Origin of the sequence: Polaribacter sp. NJDZ03 (assembly GCF_019263805.1) — a bacterium.
Lineage (GTDB): Bacteria > Bacteroidota > Bacteroidia > Flavobacteriales > Flavobacteriaceae > Polaribacter.
Map to the genome: position 1 here is coordinate 2,640,667 of NZ_CP079195.1, position 25,447 is coordinate 2,666,113.

Consider the following 25,447-nt stretch of genomic DNA (forward strand, 5'->3'; position numbering starts at 1 on the left):
AATTAGTTAAGACGAAGAAAATGTTCTTTGAGCCGTTTGTAATTATCGATAAATAGTTGAACTATAAGTGTAATTTATGAATAAAAATCTATTTTATATAAAAAAACTTCCTTTAAAATTAAAATAGCATTTTCTTTCTTATTTAAAACTTTAAAAAAGAATAGTATTATGTGATTTCTATCTTTGTAGGAAAGATATACCATAAAAAAAAGTCGCCTTTAGCGACTTTTTTTATGATATAAATAAGCTTGTGTTAACTAACTTGTTGTCCGTTTTTAACTGCTTTTGTAGGTTCTACAAATGCAAGTTTACCATCTGGTGTATCTGTCATTAAAATCATTCCTTGGCTTTCTACACCTCTAATTTTTCTTGGTGCTAAGTTTACCAAAACAGAAACTTGCTGACCAATAATATCTTCTGGAGAGAAGCTTTCTGCAATACCAGAAACAATAGTTCTTGTATCAATACCAACATCAACCTTTAATTTTAAAAGTTTTTTAGTTTTTGCAACCTTTTCTGCCTCTAAAATAGTACCAATTCTAATATCTAGCTTGGTGAAATCTTCAAACTCAATTGTTTCTTTTTGAGGTTCTAAAACTTTATTTTCTTGCTCGTTAGCAATTTTAGTTGCTTCTAATTTTTCAACCTGAGCATCAATCGTTTTATCTTCAATTTTAGAAAACAACAATTCGGCTTTATTTATTTGATGCGTTGCTGGTAATAAAACATCTTTTTCGGTAATATCTAACCAAGAAAGGGCATCATCAATATTTAAAATTCCTTTTAATTTATCTGAAGTAAACGGTAAAAATGGTTTAGAAACTACGGCCAATGCTGCAGAAATTTGCAAAGCAACATACATAATTGTATGTACACGTTCTGCGTCTACTTTAATCACTTTCCAAGGCTCTTCATCCGCTAAATACTTGTTACCAAGTCTGGCTAAGTTCATTAATTCTTGGCTAGCTTCTCTAAAACGATATCTTTCAATAGATTTACCAATAATATTCGGAAACTCTTTTACAGCAGCTAAAACATCTTCATCTACTTCTGTAAAATCATTGGCAGCAGGTACAATCCCTTCGTAATATTTGTTTGTTAAAACTACAACTCTATTAATAAAGTTACCAAAAATAGCAACCAATTCGTTATTGTTTTTTGCCTGAAAATCTTTCCAAGTAAAATCGTTGTCTTTACTTTCTGGAGCGTTTGCTGTTAAGGTATAACGCAAAACATCTTGCTGATCTGGAAATTCTTCTAAATACTCGTGCAACCAAACTGCCCAATTTTTAGAAGTAGATAATTTATTTCCTTCTAAATTTAAGAATTCATTTGCAGGTACATTATCTGGTAAAATATAATCTCCGTGTGCTTTTAACATCGCCGGGAAAATAATACAGTGAAAAACAATATTATCTTTCCCTATAAAATGAACCATTTTAGTATCATCTTTTTTCCAGTAATCTTCCCAATTTTTGCCTTCTCTTGCTGCCCATTCTTTAGTAGATGAAATGTAGCCAATTGGCGCATCAAACCAAACATAAAGTACTTTTCCTTCGGCATCTTTTAAAGGAACCGGAATTCCCCAATCTAAATCTCTCGTTACCGCTCTTGGTCTTAAACCATCTTCTACCCAACTTTTTACTTGTCCGTAAACATTAGGTTTCCAATCTTTTTTATGTCCTTCTAAAATCCACTCACGTAAAAATGCTTCATGTTTATCTAAAGGTAAAAACCAGTGTTTTGTTTCCTTTAAACTTGGTACATTTCCTGTAATTGAAGATTTTGGGTTTATTAAATCTGTTGCGTTATGGCTTGTTCCGCAGTTTTCACATTGGTCTCCATAACTTTCTTCGAAACCACATTTTGGGCAAGTTCCAACCACAAATCTGTCTGCTAAAAATTGGTTTGCTTCTGCATCGTATAATTGTGCCGATACTTCTTCTATAAACTCACCATCATTATACAGCTTAGTGAAAAAATCTGAGGCCGTTTCATGATGAATTTTAGAGGAAGTTCTCGAATAATTATCAAAAGAAATACCAAAATCTTCGAAAGATTTTTTAATAATTCCGTGATATTTATCGATAATAACTTGCGGAGAAACACCTTCTTTTTTCGCTCTCATTGGTATAGCAGCACCATGTTCATCCGAACCAGAAATGTAAGCAACGTCATTACCTGTTAAACGTAAATAACGTGCGTAAATATCTGCAGGAACGTAAACACCTGCTAAGTGACCAATATGTATTGGACCATTTGTATATGGTAAAGCGGCAGTAATTGTATATCTTTTAGGAGCACTCATGTGTTCTATGTATTAATTGTGGACTGATTTTTGAAGTGCAAAAGTACGAAAAAGGGAGTTTTAAAAACCATTGAAAATTGATACATTTACCATAATAAGATTTTTAGACAATTATAATCCAGAAACCAGCGCTATTTTGAAGAAAAAAACACTTTTCACACTTTTATTTTTGATGATTTTATCATCTGTAAACGCACAAGACAAATTAAGTACACCAGCTTATTTACAAATAGGAGATACCATTGTCATTGTTGCACCTGCCGGAATTTTAAAACAATATAGAAAAGCAACTGTATTAAAAGCTGTAAAATTAGCGGAGAGTTGGGGTTTAAAAGTTGTTTTAGGTAAAAATTTATATAAGCAGAATAATCATTTTGCAGGAACAGATGTAGAACGATGTCAAGATTTTCAAGACGCGTTAGACAACCCAAACATTAAAGCAATTTGGGCTGCAAGAGGCGGTTATGGTTCTGTACGTATTTTAGATTTATTAGATTATACTAAGTTTAAACAACAGCCAAAATGGATTATTGGGTATTCTGATATTACTGCGTTTCACAACCATATTCATACTTTAGGTGTAGAAACTATTCATGGAATGATGGCGAGTAGTTTAGAGGAAAAACCAGAAGAAATAATTAAAACAATAGCTTCATTTAAGAAATCTTTATTCGGAGAAAAATTGAGTTATAAAATTCCTTCTTCAAAATATAATAGAGTTAATTCTTCATCAAAAATAATAGAAGGACAAATAATAGGAGGGAATTTGGCTATTTTAAGCTCTATGTTAGGATCTAAAAGTCAGTTGAATACGAATGGTAAAATTTTATTTATTGAAGAAATTGGCGAGTATAAATATTCTATAGATAGAATGCTGCAAAGTTTAAAACGTGCCGGGTATTTTACAAATGTAAATGCCGTAATTATAGGTAATATGTCTTCTATTAGAAAGAATTCTACCAAATGGGGAAGTGCTATAGAGCAATTAATTTTAGATGTTGTACCAGAAAATATTCCTGTTTTATTTGATTTTCCTGCAGGTCATGAAGCAGATAATAGAGCAATGATTTTTGGAAGGAAAGTTAAGTTGACTGTTGGTAGTAAGCAGTATTCTGTAGATTTTGAAGATTAAGTAAAGTGTTTACCATAAAGAAACAGCTCATAGATTTTTAAAACCTGTGAGGTCTTATTAACTATTATTATGTAAATTAACACATTGGCAAATCAAAACTATTTTTAAGACTTTATTGATTAGTAAAAACGGCCACTGAATACAGAAAACTAAAAAATGGCAGAACATAATGAACTTGGTAAAAAGGGAGAAAAATTAGCCATCGATTTTTTATTAAAAAACGACTATAAAATCCTAGAAACAAACTACCGCTATTTAAAAGCGGAAGTAGATATTATTGCTAAAAAAGGAGAAGTTTTAGCTGCTGTTGAGGTAAAGACAAGAAGTTCAGATTATTTTGAAGAACCACAAGATGCTGTAAAGGCTAAAAAAATTAAGTTATTAGTTTCTGCTATCGATTATTATGTGGTTGATAAAGATTTAGATGTTGAGGTTCGATTTGATATTATTGCTATCATCCATCAAAAAAATAAAACAAAAATTGAACATTTAGAAGATGCTTTTTTGCATTTCTAACATTTTTTGTCAATCTGAACTTGTTTCATAATCTTGTAATGATCAATTCAATTTTTTAGCTGAACATCGTAATCGTTTCATTTTAAAACTACTTTTTAGAACCGTAAGTTTTAGTTTTGTCTTATGATGAAAAAAAACTTTTGGGTGGGTGTTTTCTTAGGTGTTTTGGGCATTGTGCTTTTTTCTTCTAAAGCGGTAATGGTGAAGCTTGCATACAATTATAATGTAGATGCAATTACCATGTTGTTGTTAAGAATGCTGTTTTCTTTTCCGTTTTATGTAATTATAGCCTACGTATATCGAAATAAAAATAAAGAGACTAAAACTACAAAAAGCGATTATTATTGGATTGTATTTTTTGGTTTGGTTGGTTATTATCTAGCAAGCTACTTCGATTTTGAAGGTTTAACTTATATAAAGGCGAGTTTAGAACGTATTATTTTATTTGTGTACCCAACAATTGTAATTCTATTAAATAGACTTTTTTTTAAGCAACCGATTACTAAATTTCAAGCTTTAGCCATTTTTTTATCTTATTTAGGAATTGTAATTGCGTTTTCTGATGAAGTAGATGTTTCTGGAAATAACGTTTATTTAGGAGGTTTTTATGTGCTTTTAAGTGCCATAACCTATGCGTCTTATTTAGTTGGAAGTGGTTGGTTAATTCCTAAATTCGGGGTTGTAAAATTTACAGCCTATGCTATGCTAGTTTCCTGTTTTTGCGTGTTTATACACTTTAGTTTTATAGGTAAAACAGACTTGTTTAATTTGCCTTGGCAAGTATATAGTTTTGGACTTTTAATAGCTGTTTTTGCAACTGTAATCCCTTCGTTTTTGGTAAGTACTTCTATAAAAATGATTAGCTCGTCTAATTTTGCTATTGTTGCAGGTGTTGGGCCAATATCTACCATTATATTAGCGTCTTTTTTCTTAGGAGAAAGCTTAACTATGTTGCAGTTTTTTGGCGCCTTTTTAGTAATTATTGGTATTGTTATAACCTCTTTAAAACAGGCTAAAAATAAGAAGTAATAGTATTACTTTAAAGCTGTTAAAAGGGCGTTTTTTAAATCTTTAATTTCAGATTTTTTACTGCCACTATCTATATAAGAAATTTTTCCTTTTTTATTGATGATAAAATAAGATGGATATACTTGTTGTTTGTTAAATTTCTGACTAACATCCATCGCCGAATAGGCAATTTTAAATAGAAATGGATGTACTTTTAGTAACTTTTCTATTACAGGTTTTCTGTCTAAAGCAGGTGCGATAAATAGAATATCATCTCTTTTTTTAAACTCTTGTACTAGGTTATTTAATTTAGGAATATCTGTTAAACAAGGCATGCAAGAGGTAAACCAAAACTTAAAAACAACTACCTTTCCTTTAGTATCTTTATTTGTTAATTTAGTACCATCTGTAAGCCATAAGTTAAAGTCTGGAGCAGTATCATTAATTTTAAAAAATTGTTGACTTACCGCAGAGAAATGAATTGTAAAAATTAAAAAAACGAATATTTTTTTTGCCATTACTTTTTAGCAAAAAACTGTTTTACATCTTTTAAATGTTCTGGTTTTGCAATTATTTTTTTGTTAGCATCTAGAATAAAATAACTAGGTGTAGAAACTACATTGTAAGTTCTAGCAATTTTATTCTGCCATTTATTTAAACCTAAAACATGATGCCAATTTGGTAATGTTTTTTTGAAACTACTCCAGCCATAACTATCATTTTCTAAAGAATACGCAATTACTTTTACCTTTTCATTTTCTTTTAAAAATGTATGTACTTGTGGTACTTCATTTAAACAATGAGAACAAGTAGTACTCCAAAAAATTAATAAATAATTTTCTGCTTCGTTTAATTTAGAAAGCGTTAATTGTTTACCGTCCTCTTTCCAAGAGAAATCTGGTGCAATTCTACCTATTTCTGCAGCAAATAAGGCCTGTTTTTCTTCTTTAAAGCTTTTATCTTGAATGTTAGCGGGTAATTTAGCATAGTAATTATCGAACAAATAATCTATTAACTCAAGATTCATATCAGTTTCAAACTGATTAATTAAAAACTCAATAATTTCTTTTTTATAAGAAATATTATCAATCTTAGAAAAAACCTTATCTACAGATTCTTTAAATAATTTTTGTTGTGTTTCTGTATCTTGAGAGTAATTAATGTAAAAAACATAATCTGTAATTCTATCTGTTATAAAAGAAGAATTTAGTAATGTTTTGTTATTAAAGTCAATATGGTCAAAAAAGGAGCCAATCATATTAGACATATATTTCTCTGGCGTTTCTATAATTTCTGGAAGATTATTTCTTAATGAAGCTTTAATAAAGGGCTGAACATACATTCCGTTTGAAGCTTCTAAATATTCTTTTTGAATACTATTCAATGTTTTTAAAGCCTGTTTATATTCATCCTTAAGATGTAAGCTTTGGTCTTCTAAACCTGCAATTTGTATAGAATCTAATTTTTGTTGTGCTGTAGAAATATTATCAACATAATCCTTATACAACATGTTTTCTTTAGAAGTGGTAAAAGTTACGGTTTGGTTTGCGTATTCTGGATGAAAACCAAAATTTACATCTTCTTTATTAAAGATAAAATCTACAAAACCTGCATTTTCTAGTCTGTAAGTTATTCTATAAGAACCTACTTTTGTGCTTTCTGGCAGTGTAAAACTAAAGCTACCTATTGCTTGTTTTTTTCCTTGAATAGCAACAGAATCTATCTTAATTTTTGAGTTTTGTATAAACTTTTGTGATGCACCTTCAATTTTGTATAAGATAACCCAATCTGTATCTATGGTAGGAGACATGGTTCCATTAACAGTATATTGTGCTTGTGCAAACGAAGAAATTAAGAATATAAATGCGAGTATTTTTTTCATCTTTTAAGTTTATTTTTGATGGTATTAAACTATTTTCAAGAAGTATACCAAAAGGACTATTTCTCTATTTTAAAGTAATATTAATAGTTTAAAGCTTCAAAGTAGTTAATAATAGCTTCTTTCATTAACACTGTTTGTTCACCAGGTTTTAAATTTGGTAACTCTGTTAGTGTTTTATAATGGGGCCAAGTATCATCATCAAAATAATCGAACTCGTAATAACCATAAGGCTCTAAAAGTTTGCAAATGGCAATATGCATTAGGTTTACTTTTTCGTCTTTTTTAAATTCTCTTTGACCTTGTCCTAATTCTTGTACACCAATTAAATAGATAATTCCATCCATATTTAATTCGTCTCCATCTGCAAATTGATTGGTTAATTTACTAACTAACAATTCCCATTTTTCTTTTAAGGTGAGTGTTTTTGGCATGTTACTTTTTTTATAAGTTGTAAAGATACGACTGGCATTTTTAAATTGATCAAAATTTATGTAGGTTTGAGAAAATTAATTTCATGAATATTTTTGACATTGTTATAGCTTCTTTATTGCTTTTTGGTTTTGTTAGAGGGGTATTAAAAGGTTTGTTTGTAGAAGTAGCCTCTTTGGTAGCACTTATTGCCGGTGTGTATGGCGCAATTCATTTTTCTTACTTTGCTTCAGATTTTTTAAAAGAGTATGTTTCTTGGAACCCAGAATATATTTCTTTAGCTTCTTTTGCCATTACTTTTGTGATAATTATTTTGGTAATTGCGCTTTTAGGAAAAGCATTGACTAAAATTGCAGATTTTGCTTCTTTAGGAATTTTAAATAAAATATTAGGCGGTGTGTTTGGTGCTTTAAAAATAGGGTTGATATTAAGTGTTCTTTTTATTTTTTTTGGTAAAATGAATGATACAATTCCTTTTATAGAAAAGGAAACATTGCAAGAGTCTATTTTATATGGGCCCGTAAAAAAAGTAGCACCTACTATTTTTCCATCTATAATAAAGGAAGTGGAAAAGGAAAAAGAAGTATAGTAAAGAAATAAAACTGTAGATTTTAAAATATAAATAAAAACCCAAGAAAAACTAATTTCTTGGGTTTTGTTATTTAATCTAAATGATAAATTTCCATTATATCATCTAAGTATTTTTCGAAATCAATTTTTAGATCAATTAATTTACCTGTATGCACATCAAAGACCCAACCATGAACTTTTAAACCACGATCTCTGTACGCTTTTTGTACGGCAGCTGTTTTAATAAGATTTACACATTGTTCTTTAACGTTTAATTCTACCAAACGTTCGTATTTTTTTTCTTCAGACTTTATAGCATTCAACTCTGTAGCATGAATTCTATACACATCTCTAATATTACGTAACCACGGGTTTAAAATACCAAGATCTGCAGATTGCATAGCTGCTTTAACACCTCCACAACCATAATGCCCGCAGACAATAACATGATTTACTTTTAAATGATCTACGGCATAATTAATTACAGACATTACATTTAAATCGATACTAATAACCATATTAGCTATATTTCTATGCACAAAAACTTCTCCGGGTTTAGCTCCCATTAGTTCTTCTGCAGTAGCCCTACTATCTGAACAACCAATATATAATAATTCTGGTTTTTGACCTTTTCCTAATTCTTCAAAATAGTTTTTATCTGTAGCTAATTTTTCTTTAACCCAATTTTCATTGTTTTTAAATACAGTTTCTAAGTTCATTATAGAAGTTTTAGTTGGTGTTTTTTCCGTTTTTACTTTATAGTTAAGTTGTGTATTAACAATGGAAAGGTAATTATTATAACTTAATAAAAGAGGCTTGTAGTACCTCTTTTATTAAGTTGTTTTATTTTTTAGTTTATAAAACTAACTGCACCATCATTAATATTGTACATAGCACCAACAATCATAATTTCACCATTTTCTTCCATTGTTGCTAAAACTTCACTCTCGCGTCTAATTCTTTCTATAGTAAGTGCTACATTTCTAGCGGCAACATTATCTACAAAGTCTAAGTTTGCAGATGTTCTAGAGCTAGCTTCTTTTGGCTCTAAAACAGCATTTACTGCTGGCTTAATTTTGTTAAGCATTGCAGTAAGGTTTCCTAATTTAGCATTGTCGCAAGCACCTTTTATGGCACCACAACTTGTGTGGCCTAAAACTACTACTAATTTTGTTCCTGCTAACTTGCAGCCAAATTCCATAGAACCTAAAATATCTTGGTTTACAAAGTTACCAGCAATTCTAATGCTAAAAATATCTCCTAAACCTTGATCAAAAATTAGTTCTGCAGAAACTCTAGAATCAATACAACTTAAAATTGTTGCAAAAGGAAATTGACCTGTACTTGTATCATTAACTTGTTCTAGTAGGTTTCTATGTGCTTTTAAATTATCTTGAAATCTTTGGTTACCTTCTTTTAAAAAGGTTAAAGATTTTTCTGGTGTCATTGTAGACTGTGTTTCTTTAGTATGTGCTTTCATGTATATATTTTTTATAATGTTCTCTAAAAATGAATAAAGAACATTTTTTTTATAATGTTTATGTTTTTTATAGAGGTAGCTATTATTTTAGTTAACAACTACCTTTAAATAATAGATTTAGCTTAAACTAATATCTGATTTTGGTTTTTCTTTAAAGAAATGGATAAAACTTTCTGGGTTTTCTACTGTACCTCGCTTAGATATAAGTTTAATATCAATATTTCTTTCTTTAGCTTTAAATAAAAAGTCTTCTAAAATTTCAATAATATCATTATCTAAATATCTAGTTTTAATAAGATTTATTTCTAAGTACGTATCTACAGGTAAGCTGTCTAATTCTTTTAAAATAGCACCTTTATTAAAAAATGTTACTTCTTCTGCTAAGGTCATTTTTATTTTATGCTTACCATTACTTTTATCTTCAATATGAAGAAAGTGAGAGTTTTGGTAACTTTTTAATAAAATAACTATAATACCAACAAATAACCCTAAACCAATACCTACTAATAAATCGGTAAAAACAATACCAACAACAGTAACAATAAATGGTACAAACTGTTTCCAACCAAGTTTATACATTTGTGTAAACAATTTTGGTTTTGCTAATTTATAACCAACTACTAATAATATAGCTGCAAGTACAGATAATGGAATTTTATTTAATAAAGTAGGAATTAAAATTACAGAAATTAATAAAAATAAACCATGTAAAATGGTAGATAATTTTGTCTTTCCACCAGATTGTACGTTTGCAGAACTTCTTACAATTACTTGTGTAATAGGTAAACCACCAACTAAACCAGAAATAATATTTCCTGCTCCCTGAGCCAATAATTCTCTATTGGTTGGAGTTACATTTTTATTTGGATCTAATTTATCACAAGCCTCAACACTCAACAAGGTTTCTAAACTAGCAACTAAAGCAATAGTAAATGCTACAACCCATACTTCTGTATTGGTTATTGCGGCAAAATTAGGAAAGCTAAATTGACCTAAAAAAGAATTAATGTCTTCAGGAATAGGAACACTTACCAAGTGTGATGCAGAAATACCTAAAGTTTCATTTGTAGCAGTAAAAAGATGGTAAACAATACCTAAAACAACCGCAATTAACGGACCCTGTATTACTGTAAAGAACTTTGCTTTTTTAGATAAAACAGTATCCCAGAATAAGATAACTAATAAACCTATAATACCAATTACAAGAGATCCTAGAATAAGATGATCGAAGATGTTAAATATTGATGAAAATGTATTTTCTCCTGAAGCTTCAATAAAGCTCTCGGCTCCTTCTGGTTCTGCATCATAACCAAAAAAGTGAGGAATTTGCTTTAAGATAATGATGATACCAATACCTGTTAACATTCCTTTAATTACTGAAGATGGAAAATAATAACCAATAACTCCCGCTTTTAAAACACCAAAAATTAATTGAATGATACCAGCTAAGACTACGGCAACTAAAAAGTTTTCATAACCACCTAAAGTACCAATAGCAGTTAAAACAATAGCAGCTAATCCTGCAGCAGGACCACTAACACCAAGTTTAGATCCACTAAGACCACCTACAACAACACCTCCAATGATACCTGCAATTACTCCAGAAAATAAAGGTGCTCCACTTGCTAATGCAATACCTAAACACAAAGGTAATGCTACGAAAAACACTACAATACTTGCAGGTAAGTCGCTTTTAATATTTTTAAACATATGTATATATTTTTACTCTATTCTTTTTAGAGTAGAGCTATTTGTTAAGTTTTGTAAATTTTGTTTTTTTGTACGGAAGCTATAGTACAAATTTTGGTGGAGGGGTATCTATATTTGGATACTCAGAAATATAGTTTTTAGACTTAAAACGCACATTTTTACGCTTCTGATTTTTTCTAAAAGAGATAGAAACAACAGAATAAGGAATAATTTTCACTTCTTTAATTGTATTTTTTCCATGATTTTCTTCCTCTTCATTCATGTTAATTAAGATAGAAATGTCTTGGGCGTTATCAATTAAACTAATTACTGTTGGCGTAATTAATAGGGAAGAAAATATCAATATAAAAAAAAATGCTACTTTAAGCTTCAAATATTTTTTTTTGCAAATTTAATAAAGCTTTTTGTATTTAATGTTAAAAAAAAATTAAAAAGCGGTTAATAGTTTGATGTCTTCAGAGTGTATCCAGCCTAATCTACCATCATTAATCTTAACTTTTTTCCATTCATCTAAGCCATCTAAAACTATAATTTTAGTACCCTCATGCAACGTAAATGTTTCTTCGGAGTTTAATGTAGGTGCATTTCTAACTTTAGTTTTTTCTGCAAAAACAATCGCTTCTTTATTATTAATAGTAAAATTATATTGATTGTAAGTGATAAATAGTGAGGTAATTAACAATATAAAGCTCACCATACTTGTTGTAAAATAGAATCTTTTTTTAGAAGGTCCATCAGCAAAATAAAATAGTAAAAACAAGAAGCTTCCTAAAACAGAAAAGAGTATAACTACTATTGCCCATTGGTTGTAAGAGAACTGTTGTAAATAATTTATTTTAAATTTTTGTAATACTGTTTTTGGTAATTCCTCAATATTATCTAATGCTAAACGTTTTGCAAAAACCAAATTGTTTTTTACATCTGCATTTAAAGGATCTAATAGTAAAGCTTTTTCATAATAATAGATTGATGGTCCTACTTTGTTAAGCTTATAGTAAGAATTACCTAAATTATAATACAATTCTGATGATACTAATTCTTTTGCTTCTATTTGCTTGTAAAACTCAATAGCCTCGCTAAATTTGCCGTTTTTATATAAGTTATTTGCAGATACAAATAGGCTATCTACATTTTGTGCAGTAACCGAATTGGCAATTATCAACAATAAAAAAAATATTCTTTTCATTCGAAATAGTTTATATTGAAATATACCTACAAGGTTTTTAAAGCCTTGCAGGAAATAGGTTATAATTGTTTATCTAATTGAACAATAACTTGTTTTGCGCGCTCAAATTCAGCTTCCATTTCTGTATTTGTTATCTGTGAGTAACGCGCCATATCAGAATGTTTTAAAACTTCTATAAATTGAATAATTGTTGTTGATTCAACTTTTTTATTTTCTAAAATTTCTGTAATTTTTTCTTTACTAATATCTGCTGTTTCAATACCTAATTTTGCTTTTAAGTAGTTGTGTAATGCTCTTTCTAAAGCTTCGTAAAAAGCTTCTTTTTTACCTAATTGTTTTTGAGCTTCAGATAAATATTTTTTAGCTAATTTTTCTGCTTTTCTAAGCTTGTTACCTATAAGGTCATTACTTCTTTCTTCATTCTTTTTAGCAATAAAAATACCAATAGGAATTGTTATTAAAGGTAATAATAATAAAATGTAAAATAAGTTAGACTTAAAGAAATCATCTGTGTCTACAAGTTCTAAATTACTTTTTGTTTGTATGTATCTAAAATTATTACCTGTAGAAACTACATCTTGTTTTCGCGTAGCATTTGTATCTATTGCAGGTTTTAATTCTTTTCCATCCAACACATCTACAAAGAAATCATCTGTTGTAATTGTATGGTATTTTTTTTCATTCGGATTAAAATAAGAGAAAGAAACATTTGGTATTTTATATTTCCCTTTATACTGCGGAACTATGGTATATAAATCTGATACTTCACCAGAAATTCCACCAGCATTTATCTGTATTTTTTCTTTTCTTTCTGGTTGATATTTTTCTAACTCAACAGGTGTTGTTACCTCTGGTAATTCAAATAATTTTAAGTTCCCCTTACCAGAAACAGCTACTTTAATTTGAGAACTTTCATTGGCTTTTAAAACTCCCTTACTTAAGGTAACATTAAAATTAAAATCACCAACGGCACCTTTGTAGTTTGTTGGTTTTCCTTCTAAAGGAAGACTTCTAGGGTTAATTATTTTTTTAGCTGATGCAAATTCTTTTTGAACATTTCTTGTAATTACATTTCCAAAAAAATCTGCTCTACCTGTAGGAACTCCAATAACAATATCCATTTTCATTGGATCTATTGTTAAAACCCCTGTTTTTGTAGGTATTAATAATGCCTTCTGAAGCACGATATATCTATAATCTTCGCCATTATACTTCCCTATTTTTACAGGGTAATTATCTATTTTAATAGCTTGGTTCCAGAAACCATTGTATTTAGGAGCTTCTGTAACATTGGTATCATAGACGCTAACATTTTCACTAACATACAATCTATATTCTACATAAATACCTTCTCCCACATAAGGGCTAGATTTAGATATTTCTGCTACTAAATGAATATTTTGTTGAGCAATATAATTTGGATCATTTGGGTTCTTAGGAATATCTACAGCATCTAAAACGATAATTTTTATAGGTTCTGTTTTTATGGTTTTACCAGAAATTTTAATACTTGCAGACCCAATAGTTAATTCTCCTTTTCTTTCTGGTTGAATAATGTAGGTGTAAGACTGTGAAAAGCTTGTTTTTCCATTTATCCAAGATTGACTAACAGATTGGCTTGGACCTCCTACTACTTTAAAATTAGTAAAGCTAGGGGGAGAAAAGTTATCTCCACCTTGTTTGTTTATGGTAAACTCAATTCGTAATCGTTGGTTTACTGCCAATTTATTTTTGCTTACTGTGGCTGTTAAGGTAGCTTCTTGGGCAGCTACAAAAGTGGTTACGAAACAAAATATAAGCATTAAAGCTCCTTGAGATTTTCCTAACAAGGAGAACCAATCTTGAGTTTTACTTATTGTTTTAATTTTATAGGTATTCAATTTTGTACTTATTTTTTAAACAAACTAATTTTTAGAATATGATGTACGCTAGCTCCCAGAAAGAAGAATGGCAGATTTTTACCAATCTTTTTCTTGTTTTACTTTTTTGCCTTTTGCTTTTTGAGCATTCATTTTCTTTTGAGTTTTCTTTTCCTCATTATTTAAACTTTCTAGCAATTGCTTTACTTGTTCTGGAGACATTTTTCCTGGTTGAGGTTTTGGTTTTTCTTGTTCCTTTTTCTCATCTTTTTTAGGATCTTTATTTTTATCCTTCTTATCATCTCCCTTGCCGTCTTTGTCTTTCTCGTCTTTTTTGTCCTTATTATCTTTGTCTTTATTTTTGTCGTCTCCGTCTTTCTTATCGTCTTTGTCTTTCTTATCCTGGTCTTTTTTATCTTTATTGTCCTTATTTTTATCGTCTTTGTTATCTTGATTTTCCTTTTCTAATAAAGATTGGGCAACGGCTAAATTATAACGAGTTTCATCATCATTAGGATTATTTCTTAAGGAATTTTTATAAGCATCTACTGCAGGTTGATATTGTTTTTGCTCCATCATTGCGTTACCAATGTTATGATACGCTTCTGCCTTAGTAAATTTGTCTTTTGCAGTTTCTGCAGTTAATTCGTATTGGGGTATTGCCTCTTTAAAATTATTGTTTTCATAAAGAGCATTTCCTAAATTATAAGACGCTTTATCGTATTTTGTATTATTTGCTAATGATTTTTGATACGCAACAGAAGCATCTGTAAATTGTTTTTTATTGTAGAGATCATTTCCTTGTCTTAACAATTTTCTAGCTTCTCGTTGTAAGGCAATAGAATCTTTTTGTGCTAAAATTTCTTTCGGTGAAAATAGCATTAAGAAAACGATAAGGATGTATTGTAAAATCTTCATGTTATCTTTAACTTCTTTCATAATTTGTGTCTTTTTACATAAAAGTAATGATTACAAAAGTAAGGTATTCAAAAAAAGAATTTTGTTAATAAGTTGTTATTTTTAAGGAGGCTAATATTCATTTTTTTAGGTTGCTTTTAGTAGTGTGTTGTAACAACGGTAAATGAGTTGAATTATAGAAGATTTGTCATTTTATTTCTCTAAACAAAAAAAACATCCAATAAAATCTGTTATAGATTCTATTGGATGTTTTTTATTACTATCGCTGCATATAAGTGCAGAACTGTATGTATTATATTTAATCTACTTAAGCAGCTATTTCTCGAGTTAACCATCCGCTTTTACCGGCAGTTGCAATTGAGTAAGGTGTTATCCAGAATAAGCCAAAAGTATATAGTATGCTGTAAGAATATGCCCACAGCGCTTCTTTTAAATCATATCTTTTAGTATAGAATAATACCGGGAATGTTGACACAATTAAAATACTTAATAACGTAGAACTGATAAACAAAACTGGGTGTGTAAAAACAAAAAACATCATAAATAATAAAAAAGGATATGACATGATCATTTTTATAGACTGATTTACAAATAACAATCTAGACCCGAATTTACTTCCTTCTCTAAAGTCTGTAAATACATATTTATACATGGCAATGTTTTCTCTAACATTACTTCTTCCCCATCTAATAAACATTTTATATAACCCCTTGTAATCTTCTGGTACATTTGTATAAGCGTAAGCATTTTTTTGAAATAGCACGCTGTAACCTTGTTTTAAAATCATATTGGTTAATGCTCTGTCTTCTCCAATATCAGAAGCTTTACCCATAAATTTTTGATCAATCCATTCTGGTAAGCACGCAAAAACGGCACTAGCTTTATAAGCGGCTAAAGCACCAGGTGTACATAAAACAGAATTTAAGCTGCTTTCTGCAGAACGTTTAAACTCAAAACTCATTACAAAACTTACATTTAGCATTTTAGGTAATAATGCTTTCTTATTATTCAAGACTTGAATATTACCAGCCACTGCACCACATTTTTTATCAACAACAATAGGACTTACCAAATTACGAAGAGTATCTTTTTTTACTATAGAATCACTATCTACAGTTACAAATACTTCTCCTTTTCCCATATTAAAACCACGGTATAGAGCTTGTCTTTTACCCATGTTTTTGGGTTGTTGCATAATAGTTACTTGATCTCCTAAAAGTTTTTTAGCCTCTTTCATCCAATGCCAAGTATCATCTTTACTACCATCATCTATAGATAATAATTGTAATTTTTCTTTAGGATAATCACTTTTAGCTAAACTTTTTAAAGTGTCCCAAACTTGTTTTCCTTCATTATAAGCTGGTACAATTACCGTAATTGTAGGTAATTCTTCATTACTTACAGATTCTATAGGTTTGTATTTAAAATACAAAAACACATCGTAAATAAAAGTTAATACTCCAAAAGCAAATAGTACTGCGGCTAGAGTAAAAAATATAAATCCAAACTTGTTATTTAATCTATCTAAATTAAATTTAGAAAAATCATCTTGTAATAAGTAAACTACATACGCAGCTCCAATCATTATAACAAAAGAGGCTACCAAAGTAAGGATAGCTTTAAAGTTAATTGGCGTATTTATTTTATCTTCTATAGAAAATTTATTATTATTTAATTTTAAATTAAAGCTAGCTATTTTCATGTTGATTATTAATTAGTTCTTCTTGTACTAATATTAAATCAATTTACGTACCATTAGTAGTTGTACCTTGTTTATAGGGAGTTACCTTTTTTAAGGTTTTTAATGTGTGTATTTTTTACCCACTTAGTGAGTAAAAAGTATACCTTATTAGGTAAAGAGCATACACAGTTATCTTTTTTGATAAAGTTTTTTCTGATGAATGTATTAAAACGAATGAGCCGATTAAAAAGTATTAATCGGCTCATTTAAAATTTTACTTTATAAAAAAAATCTAATTATTTAAGAAATTAGTTTCTCTAGTTTAATAGATTACTTGGTAGCTAACATTGAAAGAAATTATTATTTCTTCGTTTTTTCTTCATCAAACAAATCTACTTTTCGCAACCATTTGGTTTTCTTATCAAATAATAAAATATCAATCACTAAGAATAGCAATCCAATTGCAACAAACCATTGAAATTGGTCTTTGTAATCGGAAAATTGTTTTGTTTCGAATTCGCTTTTTTCAGCATTAGCAATAATATCTGCAATTACTGTTACCGGTTTTTCTGTAATGTTACCATCAATATATGTGCCATTTGCTGCATCTGCAATGCCTTGTAATACATCTGGCATACGTTTGGTAATTACAGTCTCTCCTTTATTGTCTTTCTTGTAACCAATCATAGAGCCATTTAGGCGCATGGGTATTGGTCCTCCGTTTTCTGTACCTACACCAATTGTATAAATTTTTACGCCCTCTTCGGTTAATGTTTGTGCTACTTGTTTTGTTTCTTCTTGATGATCTTCACCATCAGAAATAATAATTAAAAAACGGTTGGTTTGTTCATCATTATTATAATAGGTTTTTGCTAATTCTAACGCTCCATTGATGTCTGTACCTTGGCTAGAAACCATATCTGGATTCGCGTTTTGCAAAAACATATTTGCTGCAGCATGATCTGTGGTTATTGGTAAAAGCGGATATGCATTTCCAGCATAAATAATAATACCAACTCTATCTGAGCCTAATTTATCAATTGTTTTAGAGATAATTTGTTTCGCTTTTTCTAGTCGGTTTGGCGCAATGTCTTCTGCCAACATACTTTTAGAAACATCTAATGCAAAAACAATATCTACACCTTCTCTTTTTACGGTTTGTAATTTGGTTCCCATTTTAGGGTTTACTAAAGCAATTACTAAAAAAGTAATTCCTAAAAGTAAAAATACCAGTTTTAAAACCGATTTAAATGTGGATGAATTTGGAGCTAAATTTTTAAGTAAATTTAAATCAGCAAATTTTTTCTGTGTTCTTTTTTTCCACCATAAAACCAACAAGAAAACAACAATCATTGCTGGAATGATTATTAAAAGTGAAAAATAAATTGGTTCTTCTATCTTATACATTGTTTTATTGTGTAATCGTTTTTTATTTATGTTGTCACATCGAGTGAATTTGATTTTTTATCAAATTTGTATCGAGATGCTTTAAATGTTCTCGATACAATTTTTTCGTTCCTCAAAAATCACTCGAACTAACATTATATTTTTCTAATTTTTTAAATGAATGATTTAAAAATGGTGTTTCTCAACAAAAACTCTAATAACAAGAATCCTAATCCTAAAAAGATGAAAATTCTATATTTTTCTTGATAATTGTAATATTTAAACTCTTCTATCTTTGTTTTTTCGAGCTTGTCAATTTCATCATAAATCTCTTTTAATGACTCATTGTCTGTAGCTCTAAAGTATTTACCTTGGGTTTCGGTAGCTATTTCTTTAAGCAGTTCCTCATCAATTTCTACGGGGAGTTTTCTAAATTGTAATTCTCCTGTTCTTGGATCTTTACTGTAAGGAAAATCTGCCATTCCATTAGTTCCTAGTCCTATGGTATAGGTTTTAATTTCTAGTTCTTTTGCAAGTTCTGTGGCTGTTCTTGGGTCTATGTTACCCGAGTTATTTACACCGTCTGTTAATAAGATAATAACCTTACTTTTTGCGGTACTTTCTTTTAACCTGTTCACCGCAGAACCTAATCCCATTCCTATTGCTGTTCCACCTTCTAATTGTCCCCATTTAAGCTCAGAAATAGTTCGTTTTACAATTCCTTTATCGCTTGTAATTGGTGTTTGTGTAAAGCTTTCTCCAGCATACACTACAATTCCTATTCTGTCGTTTGGTCTTCTATCTACAAAATCTATAGCTACTTTTTTCAGCGCTTCTAATCTGTTAGGCTTTAAATCTTTTGCTAACATACTGGCAGAGACATCAATTGCCATTACAATATCTATCCCTTTATTGCTTTTTGTTTTTTTACTTACAGCAACGTTTCTAGGTCTTGCTAAAGCAACAATAATTGCAACTAAGGCCAGTATTCTTAAAAGGTATAATACTGGTTTTAATTTTGATAAAAGCGAGTCTGTTTTAAAACCTTTTATACTTGGCATTGTTAATACTGCTGCATCTTTTTTGCGCATAAAAAAATGCCAGACCGCTACAAGTGGAATTAAAATTAGCAGCCACAAAAACTCCGGATTATGAAACTCAAAATTACTCCAATTCATCATTTTCTTCAATAATTGGTTTAGGTTTTAAATTACTCACAATATCCTGAGCATCTTTTCTATCTTCTTCTATTTCTATAGCTAAAGGTTTCGATTTTGCAAATTTTACCAAATCTGCTTCTCGTAACAAATCTCTTAACTTTTTAATAGTATCTTCTGATGTTTGTATGGTTTCTGCATCTTTAAAGTCTTTTAGCATATCTAAAACTTCGTCAGTTGTTTTTTCTAAAGCAGGTACTTTTAATTCTCGCTCAATATAACCACGTACAATTTCTGTTAATTCAGAATAGTATTCTTTCACTTTATTGTTTTGCCACAATAATTTTTCGTCTAATTCATTTAGTTTTAAAATAGCTTCATCATAAGGAGGCATTGCTTTATAAGTATCTTCCTCCACTTTTTCTTTTCTTTTTCTGATGACAAACCAATAAATCCAGAAACCGATAATTGCTAATGCTGCTAAAAGTATGTAAAGGTATATTTTGAAATCATCAAAAGTATATGGTTCTGCCTTTATAGATTTAATAGGAAACTTCTTAACTTTAGTGGTGTCAATAGCAATAGTAGCTACATTTACTAGTAAAGAGTCGGTTAAATAAGCTTGGTTTTTTACAAAAATTTGTTGTTGCGGAATGTAAAACGCACCACTATCAAAACCTGTTAAAATATACTTTCTAATTAATGAGTTTTTTACAGTATCTACTTTGGTAGAGTCTATAATTTCTAAGCCTTTTAGAAGTAATTTAGGTAAGATTACATTCTGTGTGTCATCCACAGTAATCTTTAAATTGAATTGTTCACCAATTCTAATATTAGTGGTGTCAATTTCTGCTTTTACCACTGGTTTTTGTGCAAAACTTATGGTAGAAACGAATAGAATAAATAAAAAGCCTATCTCTCTAACTCTCTTTCCGAAGGAAAGAAAGCACTTAGCTTGTGATTTATTATCACTTTTTTTCAACTCGAAATATGTATTATTTTTTTTCAACTTTTAATTTTCTCTGTTTTTTTATTTAGCTTTCATACAGTTTCCAGCATGAGTTTCTTCCTGGAGCCTGCATTGAGCGCAGACGAAATGGGAAGATTAAGATGGGCTTTTACCTTCCTTTATGTTTAAAATAACCTAATAATTTTTTTACGTAGTTTTCGTCAACTCTGGTGTTAACAGTTCCTGCGCCACTTCTTTTAAACATGTTTGTGTAATAATCTGCCAAACGTAAAGCATTTGCTTTGTAGCTTGTTCTTACAGATTTAGAGGCGGTGTTTATTAACTGTACATTACCAGTTTCTGAATCTAACATGGGTACCATTCCTAAATTAGGAATTTCTTCATCGTGTTTGTCAAAAACTCGAACTCCTGTTAAATCGTGTTTTTTAGCTGCAATTTTTAGTGTTTTTTCGTAATCATCATCCATAAAATCGGATAACATAAAAACAATGGCTCTTTTTTTCATCACACTAGATAAAAATTTTAAAGCGGCAGCAATATTGGTTTTTTTACTTTTAGGTTTAAATTCTATCAGTTCTCTAATAATTCTTAAAACGTGACTTTTTCCTTTCTTAGGGGGAATAAAAAGCTCTACATCATCAGAAAATAAAATTAAACCTACTTTATCGTTATTCTGTGTAGCAGAAAAAGCCAATGTTGCAGCAATTTCTGTAACCGTATCTTTTTTAAATTGTGTAGATGTACCAAATAATTCAGAACCAGAAACATCTACTAAAAGCATCATGGTTAACTCACGTTCTTCTTCAAAAACCTTTATATAAGGCTCATTATAGCGTGCGGTAACATTCCAGTCAATTGCTCTAACATCATCGCCAAATTGGTATTGTCTTACTTCAGAAAAAGTCATACCACGCCCTTTGAAAGATGAATGGTATTCACCTCCAAAAATATCATTAGACAAACGTTTTGTCTTAATTTCTATTTTACGAACTTTTTTAAGTATCTCCTTAGTTTGCAACGTGTAATTGTTTAATTGTTGAAGCGTGTAATTGAATCGGTTTTTTTTAAAACATGAGTAAGCAACTGCCAACTGCAACTGTTTTTACTGCCAACTTTTTGCTATGGTACTTCAATCTCATTAATAATTGAGTTGATAATATCTACAGAGGTTACATTTTCTGCTTCCGCTTCATAGGTAATTCCTATTCTGTGACGTAAAATATCAAAAACAACCGCTCTAACATCTTCTGGTATTACATACCCTCTTCGTTTGATAAAAGCATAACACTTTGCAGCTTTTGCAAGGTTAATACTTCCCCTTGGTGAAGCTCCGAAACTAATTAAATCTTTTAATTGTGGTAAGTTATATTTTTCTGGATAACGAGTTGCAAAGATGATATCAAGAATATATTTCTCAATTTTCTCATCCATATACACTTCGTTAGCGACTTCTCTTGCTCTTAAAATTTCTGCAACAGTAACTACAGGATTTACTTTTGCAAATCCGCCAGATAAATTCTGACGCATAATAATTTGTTCGTCTTGTAATTTTGGGTAATCAATAACAACCTTCAACATAAACCTATCAACTTGTGCCTCTGGTAAAGGATAGGTTCCTTCTTGTTCTACTGGGTTTTGAGTTGCCATTACTAAGAAAGGTTCGTCTAACTTAAAAGTAGTATCACCAATAGTAATCTGGCGCTCTTGCATTGCTTCTAACAAAGCAGATTGCACTTTTGCTGGTGCTCTGTTAATCTCATCTGCCAATACAAAATTTGCAAAAATAGGCCCTTTTTTAATCTCGAAGTTGTTTTCCTTCATGTTGTAAATCATGGTTCCAACAACATCTGCGGGTAATAAATCTGGTGTAAACTGCACTCTACTAAAAGAAGCTTGCACTGCTTTAGACAAAGTGTTTATTGCTAGCGTTTTTGCCAATCCAGGAACCCCTTCTAACAAAATATGACCGTTTCCAATCAAACCAATTAACAAACTTTCTATCATTTGTTTTTGACCAACAATTACTTTATTCATTTCTAAAGTAAGAATATCTATAAAGGCACTTTCTCTTTCTATTTTTTCATTAATAGCTCTTACATCTACATCCATTGTAATATTGTGTTAGGTGTTATTTTTTACAGGAACAAAGCTACAATAATAACAAAATTATTGTTGTTAAAAGAAGGTTAAAGATGTCTATTTTTTCAATTTATAAAAAAATTATAACATAATGAAATTGTTAAAATATTGGGATTTTAGTTTAAAAACCCGATATTTAGAGTCAATAACTTTAAATATAATTTAATATGAAAGAAAATTACTTATTTAAAAACCTAGTTATCACTTTAATGTTTTTACTTCCTATAGCTATGGTGGGGCAAACAATAAAGGGTAAAGTTACAGATGCATCTGGAGGCGGATTGCCTTATATGAATGTTGTAGAAAAAGGAACAACCAACGGAACCGTTACAGATGATAATGGAGAGTTTACCATTATTGTAAAAAGCTTACCTATTAAATTGGTAGTTTCTTCTATGGGTTTTGCTACAAAAACGGTAAATGTTAGTACCGCTGCTTATGTAACAATTTCTGTAAAGGATGATAACTCTTTAGAAGAGGTGGTGGTAATTGGGTCTAGAAATCCTAATAGGTCTGCTATAGATTCTCCTGTACCTATAGATGTTGTAGATATTAAAGAATTAACGGCAAGTGCACCACAAGTAAACTTAAATCAGATTTTAAATTTTGTGGCACCTTCTTTTACTTCAAATACACAAACAATTGCTGATGGTACAGATCACGTAGATCCTGCTTCTTTAAGAGGTTTAGGTCCAGATCAAGTATTAGTATTAATCAACGGAAAAAGAAGACATACATCTTCATTAATTAACGTTAATGGAACTTTTGGTAGAGGTTCTGTAGGTACAGATTTAAATGCAATACCTGCTGCTGCAATTAAAAGATTAGAAGTTTTAAGAGATGGTGCTGCTGCACAATATGGTTCTGATGCAATTGCTGGTGTAATTAACATTGTTTTAAACGAAAGTGTTAATGAGTTATCTATGTCTGTTACTACGGGTGCTAATTTTAGTAAAAATGCAAACGGACAAACAGGTGGAGTAGACGGACAAACAACCAACGTAAGTGCTAGTTATGGATTGCCTTTAGGAGACAAAGGTGGTTTTATTAACTTCTCTGGAGATTTTGATGTACGTGAAGCTTACAACAGAATGAAAGAATGGGAAGGAGATGTTTTTAATTTATATAACACCGTAGAAAGGTTTGCAAATAATGATGGTTATGATCTTACAAAATTAATAGATGATGATGTAAGTGATGTTATACAATATGCAAACCAAGCTGGTATTAATTTAAATGGTGCAACCACAAAAACGGATTTGCAAGGTGTTTTAATTGGAGATAATACTACAGCAGAATTAGCTGCAAGGGGTTTAGAAAGAAAAGACTTTAACATGAGAGTGGGACAGTCTAAAGTACGTGGAGGTAGATTTTTTGCAAACTTTAAATTACCTTTAGATGATAACGGAACCGAGTTGTACTCTTTTGCGGGTATCAGTTCTAGAGATGGTAACTCTGCAGGTTTTTACAGATTACCAAACCAAGAAAGAACGTATACGCCAGCTTATATTAATGGATTTTTACCAGAAATTAATTCAAGAATTTCAGATCAATCATTTGCAGTGGGTATTAAAGGAAAAATTGGTGACTGGAGTGTAGATTTTTCTAATACGTATGGTAAAAATGCTTTTGATTATATTATTGGTAATACCTACAATGCTTCTCAAGGAACTGCTTCTGGAACTACTTTTGATGCCGGTGGATTCTCTTTTTCTCAGAATACAACAAACTTAGATTTGGCAAGATTTTACGAAGATACTTTTGATGGTTTTGGTGTTGCTTTTGGAGCAGAACACAGATTAGAAAATTATGAAATTATTTCTGGAGAAGAAGCATCTTATACACAATACCAAGCAAATGGTACTACTTTTACAGGTGTTTCTGGAACAAATCCTTTACTAGACTTTTTTGGAAGAAATAGACCAGGAGGTTCTCAAGTATTTCCAGGTTTTGGACCTAAAAACGAATTAGATAGAGCACGTAGTAGTGTTGCTGCTTATGTAGATTTAGATGCAAAGTTTTCTGATACTTTTTCAACTACTTTTGCTACACGTTATGAAAACTATTCAGATTTTGGAGGAACATTAAATTTTAAATTAGCATCTATTTATAAGGTTTCTGATAACTTTAGAATTAGAGCTTCTTTTAACACTGGTTTTAGAGCACCTTCTTTACATCAATTAAATTACAATTCTACTTCTACCATTTTTCAAGATGGTGCTCCTATAGAAGTTGGTACTTTTGCAAATGATAGTAAAGCAGCACAATTGTTAGGTATTCCTCAATTAAAAGAAGAAACATCAAATAGTTTTAGTGCAGGTTTTACAGCAAAACTTCCAGAATCTAACATTACATTTACGGTAGATGGTTATGTTGTAAATATTAATGATAGAGTAGTGTATACTGGTCAATTTAAGCCACAATATAAAGATGATGACCCTGCAACAGCTGTAGATGAATCAAAGGAATTTAAACCAGGAAATGCAGAGCTTTCAAATTTATTAATACAAGCAAATGCAACAGCAGCGTCGTTCTTTGCAAATGCAATAGATACTAGATCTACTGGTGTAGATGTTGTTATTTCTCATAAAGCAAACCTTGGGGCAAATACAAGATTAAAAACAGATTTATCTGGTACGTTTTCTCAAACAAAACAAACGGGAGGTATTAAATCTTCTCAAATTTTAAAAGATGCAGGTCAAGAAGAAACGTATTTTCCAGAAGATAGTAGAATTTATTTAGAAGAGTCTGTGCCAAGAACTAAAATGGTGTTAACAAATAGTTTAACTACAGGTAAATTTAATGTTTTCTTAAGAAATGTTTATTTTGGTAAAGTGTCAGAGGCTACTAATTCAATAGCGAATCAACAAAATTTTGCATCTAAAGTTGTTACAGATTTATCTCTAGGATTTAAAGCTACCGAAGATTTAACTTTTACAATAGGAGCTAATAATTTATTAGATATCTATCCAGACAGATCTATTGAAGCAAACCGTAGTAGTGGTCGTTTCGATTGGTCTAGAAGATCGCAACAATTTGGTGCTGGTGGTAGACATTTATTTGCAAGAGTAAGTTTTAACTTAAAATAAAATAAGTATCTTATAATAAAAAAAGCG

Annotated in this window: 22 protein-coding genes; 5 read left to right on the forward strand and 17 right to left on the reverse strand. The window is 30.3% G+C overall.

The features are described 5' to 3' along the window. Positions 1–253: 253 nt before the first annotated feature. A complete protein-coding gene (gene metG, locus KV700_RS11205; protein WP_218597933.1) occupies positions 254–2,308 on the reverse strand; it encodes a methionine--tRNA ligase in 2,055 nt (684 codons plus the stop codon). Positions 2,309–2,480: 172 nt separating this feature from the next. On the opposite strand from metG, the gene KV700_RS11210 reads away from it, so the two are divergent. The 3 genes from KV700_RS11210 (at position 2,481) to KV700_RS11220 (ending at position 4,985) form a co-directional block, all read left to right on the forward strand. Further along, positions 2,481–3,440 (forward strand): LD-carboxypeptidase, encoded by a 960-nt coding sequence (locus KV700_RS11210; RefSeq protein ID WP_218599845.1) that lies wholly within the window; start codon positions 2,481–2,483, stop codon positions 3,438–3,440. 156 nt (positions 3,441–3,596) lie between these two features. Further along, on the forward strand, positions 3,597–3,956 hold the full coding sequence (locus KV700_RS11215) for a YraN family protein (RefSeq protein WP_166383880.1): 360 nt from the start codon (positions 3,597–3,599) through the stop codon (positions 3,954–3,956). A gap of 123 nt (positions 3,957–4,079) precedes the next feature. After that, positions 4,080–4,985 carry a DMT family transporter gene (locus tag KV700_RS11220; RefSeq protein WP_218597934.1) on the forward strand — a complete coding sequence of 302 codons (906 nt, stop codon included), beginning with the start codon at positions 4,080–4,082 and terminating at the stop codon, positions 4,983–4,985. A gap of 5 nt (positions 4,986–4,990) precedes the next feature. Here the strand turns inward: KV700_RS11220 and KV700_RS11225 are convergent, their stop codons facing one another. The 3 genes from KV700_RS11225 to KV700_RS11235 form a co-directional block, all read right to left on the reverse strand. Next, complete coding sequence (locus tag KV700_RS11225; RefSeq protein ID WP_218597935.1) at positions 4,991–5,482, reverse strand: TlpA disulfide reductase family protein; 492 nt, start codon at positions 5,480–5,482, stop codon at positions 4,991–4,993. Beyond that, a complete protein-coding gene (locus KV700_RS11230) occupies positions 5,482–6,846 on the reverse strand; it encodes a TlpA disulfide reductase family protein (RefSeq protein ID WP_218597936.1) in 1,365 nt (454 codons plus the stop codon). The genes KV700_RS11225 and KV700_RS11230 overlap by 1 nt, the downstream gene beginning before the upstream one ends. 80 nt (positions 6,847–6,926) lie before the next feature. After that, the gene (locus KV700_RS11235; protein ID WP_166383872.1) at positions 6,927–7,277 is read right to left on the reverse strand and encodes a hypothetical protein; all 351 of its coding nucleotides are present in this window, start codon (positions 7,275–7,277) and stop codon (positions 6,927–6,929) included. Positions 7,278–7,360: 83 nt separating this feature from the next. Between KV700_RS11235 and KV700_RS11240 the strand changes: the two genes are divergently transcribed. Further along, positions 7,361–7,864 (forward strand): CvpA family protein, encoded by a 504-nt coding sequence (locus tag KV700_RS11240; protein ID WP_166383870.1) that lies wholly within the window; start codon positions 7,361–7,363, stop codon positions 7,862–7,864. Positions 7,865–7,937: 73 nt separating this feature from the next. On the opposite strand, the gene KV700_RS11245 is transcribed toward KV700_RS11240, so the two are convergent. From KV700_RS11245 to KV700_RS11305, 13 genes are all read right to left on the reverse strand, one after another. Then, a complete protein-coding gene (locus KV700_RS11245) occupies positions 7,938–8,564 on the reverse strand; it encodes a carbonic anhydrase (RefSeq protein WP_166383868.1) in 627 nt (208 codons plus the stop codon). A gap of 131 nt (positions 8,565–8,695) precedes the next feature. After that, on the reverse strand, positions 8,696–9,325 hold the full coding sequence (locus tag KV700_RS11250; protein ID WP_218597937.1) for a carbonic anhydrase family protein: 630 nt from the start codon (positions 9,323–9,325) through the stop codon (positions 8,696–8,698). A gap of 117 nt (positions 9,326–9,442) precedes the next feature. Next, positions 9,443–11,035 (reverse strand): SulP family inorganic anion transporter, encoded by a 1,593-nt coding sequence (locus KV700_RS11255; protein ID WP_166383864.1) that lies wholly within the window; start codon positions 11,033–11,035, stop codon positions 9,443–9,445. Positions 11,036–11,114: 79 nt separating this feature from the next. Then, positions 11,115–11,408 carry a hypothetical protein gene (locus tag KV700_RS11260; protein WP_166383862.1) on the reverse strand — a complete coding sequence of 98 codons (294 nt, stop codon included), beginning with the start codon at positions 11,406–11,408 and terminating at the stop codon, positions 11,115–11,117. Between the two features lie 54 nt (positions 11,409–11,462). Then, on the reverse strand, positions 11,463–12,221 hold the full coding sequence (locus tag KV700_RS11265) for an SH3 domain-containing protein (RefSeq protein WP_218597938.1): 759 nt from the start codon (positions 12,219–12,221) through the stop codon (positions 11,463–11,465). Between the two features lie 59 nt (positions 12,222–12,280). Continuing rightward, positions 12,281–14,101, reverse strand: a complete 1,821-nt coding sequence (locus tag KV700_RS11270; protein ID WP_254712907.1) for a BatD family protein — start codon at positions 14,099–14,101, stop codon at positions 12,281–12,283. 78 nt (positions 14,102–14,179) lie between these two features. Further along, the gene (locus tag KV700_RS11275; RefSeq protein WP_254712908.1) at positions 14,180–15,019 is read right to left on the reverse strand and encodes a tetratricopeptide repeat protein; all 840 of its coding nucleotides are present in this window, start codon (positions 15,017–15,019) and stop codon (positions 14,180–14,182) included. Positions 15,020–15,305: 286 nt separating this feature from the next. Further along, the gene (locus tag KV700_RS11280; RefSeq protein ID WP_218597939.1) at positions 15,306–16,700 is read right to left on the reverse strand and encodes a glycosyltransferase family 2 protein; all 1,395 of its coding nucleotides are present in this window, start codon (positions 16,698–16,700) and stop codon (positions 15,306–15,308) included. Between the two features lie 339 nt (positions 16,701–17,039). Further along, positions 17,040–18,086 carry a VWA domain-containing protein gene (locus tag KV700_RS11285; protein WP_205860397.1) on the reverse strand — a complete coding sequence of 349 codons (1,047 nt, stop codon included), beginning with the start codon at positions 18,084–18,086 and terminating at the stop codon, positions 17,040–17,042. Positions 18,087–18,238: 152 nt separating this feature from the next. After that, positions 18,239–19,243, reverse strand: coding sequence for a VWA domain-containing protein (locus tag KV700_RS11290; RefSeq protein WP_218599848.1), 1,005 nt, complete (start codon positions 19,241–19,243; stop codon positions 18,239–18,241). Continuing rightward, positions 19,230–20,231 carry a BatD family protein gene (locus tag KV700_RS11295; protein ID WP_254712909.1) on the reverse strand — a complete coding sequence of 334 codons (1,002 nt, stop codon included), beginning with the start codon at positions 20,229–20,231 and terminating at the stop codon, positions 19,230–19,232. The genes KV700_RS11290 and KV700_RS11295 overlap by 14 nt, the downstream gene beginning before the upstream one ends. 109 nt (positions 20,232–20,340) lie before the next feature. Next, positions 20,341–21,210, reverse strand: coding sequence for a DUF58 domain-containing protein (locus tag KV700_RS11300; RefSeq protein WP_218597940.1), 870 nt, complete (start codon positions 21,208–21,210; stop codon positions 20,341–20,343). A gap of 101 nt (positions 21,211–21,311) precedes the next feature. Further along, positions 21,312–22,301, reverse strand: coding sequence for a MoxR family ATPase (locus KV700_RS11305; protein WP_166383852.1), 990 nt, complete (start codon positions 22,299–22,301; stop codon positions 21,312–21,314). Positions 22,302–22,498: 197 nt separating this feature from the next. Between KV700_RS11305 and KV700_RS11310 the strand changes: the two genes are divergently transcribed. After that, positions 22,499–25,420 (forward strand): TonB-dependent receptor, encoded by a 2,922-nt coding sequence (locus KV700_RS11310; protein ID WP_218597941.1) that lies wholly within the window; start codon positions 22,499–22,501, stop codon positions 25,418–25,420. Positions 25,421–25,447: the final 27 nt, after the last annotated feature.

Excerpts from the sequence above, each read along its gene's own strand:
- metG (WP_218597933.1), bottom strand. The coding sequence starts at position 2,308 with ATGAGTGCTCCTAAAAGATATACAATTACTGCCGCTTTACCATATACA.
- KV700_RS11210 (WP_218599845.1), top strand. The coding sequence starts at position 2,481 with ATGATTTTATCATCTGTAAACGCACAAGACAAATTAAGTACACCAGCT.
- KV700_RS11215 (WP_166383880.1), top strand. The coding sequence starts at position 3,597 with ATGGCAGAACATAATGAACTTGGTAAAAAGGGAGAAAAATTAGCCATC.
- KV700_RS11220 (WP_218597934.1), top strand. The coding sequence starts at position 4,080 with ATGATGAAAAAAAACTTTTGGGTGGGTGTTTTCTTAGGTGTTTTGGGC.
- KV700_RS11225 (WP_218597935.1), bottom strand. The coding sequence starts at position 5,482 with ATGGCAAAAAAAATATTCGTTTTTTTAATTTTTACAATTCATTTCTCT.
- KV700_RS11230 (WP_218597936.1), bottom strand. The coding sequence starts at position 6,846 with ATGAAAAAAATACTCGCATTTATATTCTTAATTTCTTCGTTTGCACAA.
- KV700_RS11235 (WP_166383872.1), bottom strand. The coding sequence starts at position 7,277 with ATGCCAAAAACACTCACCTTAAAAGAAAAATGGGAATTGTTAGTTAGT.
- KV700_RS11240 (WP_166383870.1), top strand. The coding sequence starts at position 7,361 with ATGAATATTTTTGACATTGTTATAGCTTCTTTATTGCTTTTTGGTTTT.
- KV700_RS11245 (WP_166383868.1), bottom strand. The coding sequence starts at position 8,564 with ATGAACTTAGAAACTGTATTTAAAAACAATGAAAATTGGGTTAAAGAA.
- KV700_RS11250 (WP_218597937.1), bottom strand. The coding sequence starts at position 9,325 with ATGAAAGCACATACTAAAGAAACACAGTCTACAATGACACCAGAAAAA.
- KV700_RS11255 (WP_166383864.1), bottom strand. The coding sequence starts at position 11,035 with ATGTTTAAAAATATTAAAAGCGACTTACCTGCAAGTATTGTAGTGTTT.
- KV700_RS11265 (WP_218597938.1), bottom strand. The coding sequence starts at position 12,221 with ATGAAAAGAATATTTTTTTTATTGTTGATAATTGCCAATTCGGTTACT.
- KV700_RS11275 (WP_254712908.1), bottom strand. The coding sequence starts at position 15,019 with ATGAAAGAAGTTAAAGATAACATGAAGATTTTACAATACATCCTTATC.
- KV700_RS11280 (WP_218597939.1), bottom strand. The coding sequence starts at position 16,700 with ATGAAAATAGCTAGCTTTAATTTAAAATTAAATAATAATAAATTTTCT.
- KV700_RS11285 (WP_205860397.1), bottom strand. The coding sequence starts at position 18,086 with ATGTATAAGATAGAAGAACCAATTTATTTTTCACTTTTAATAATCATT.
- KV700_RS11290 (WP_218599848.1), bottom strand. The coding sequence starts at position 19,243 with ATGAATTGGAGTAATTTTGAGTTTCATAATCCGGAGTTTTTGTGGCTG.
- KV700_RS11305 (WP_166383852.1), bottom strand. The coding sequence starts at position 22,301 with ATGGATGTAGATGTAAGAGCTATTAATGAAAAAATAGAAAGAGAAAGT.
- KV700_RS11310 (WP_218597941.1), top strand. The coding sequence starts at position 22,499 with ATGAAAGAAAATTACTTATTTAAAAACCTAGTTATCACTTTAATGTTT.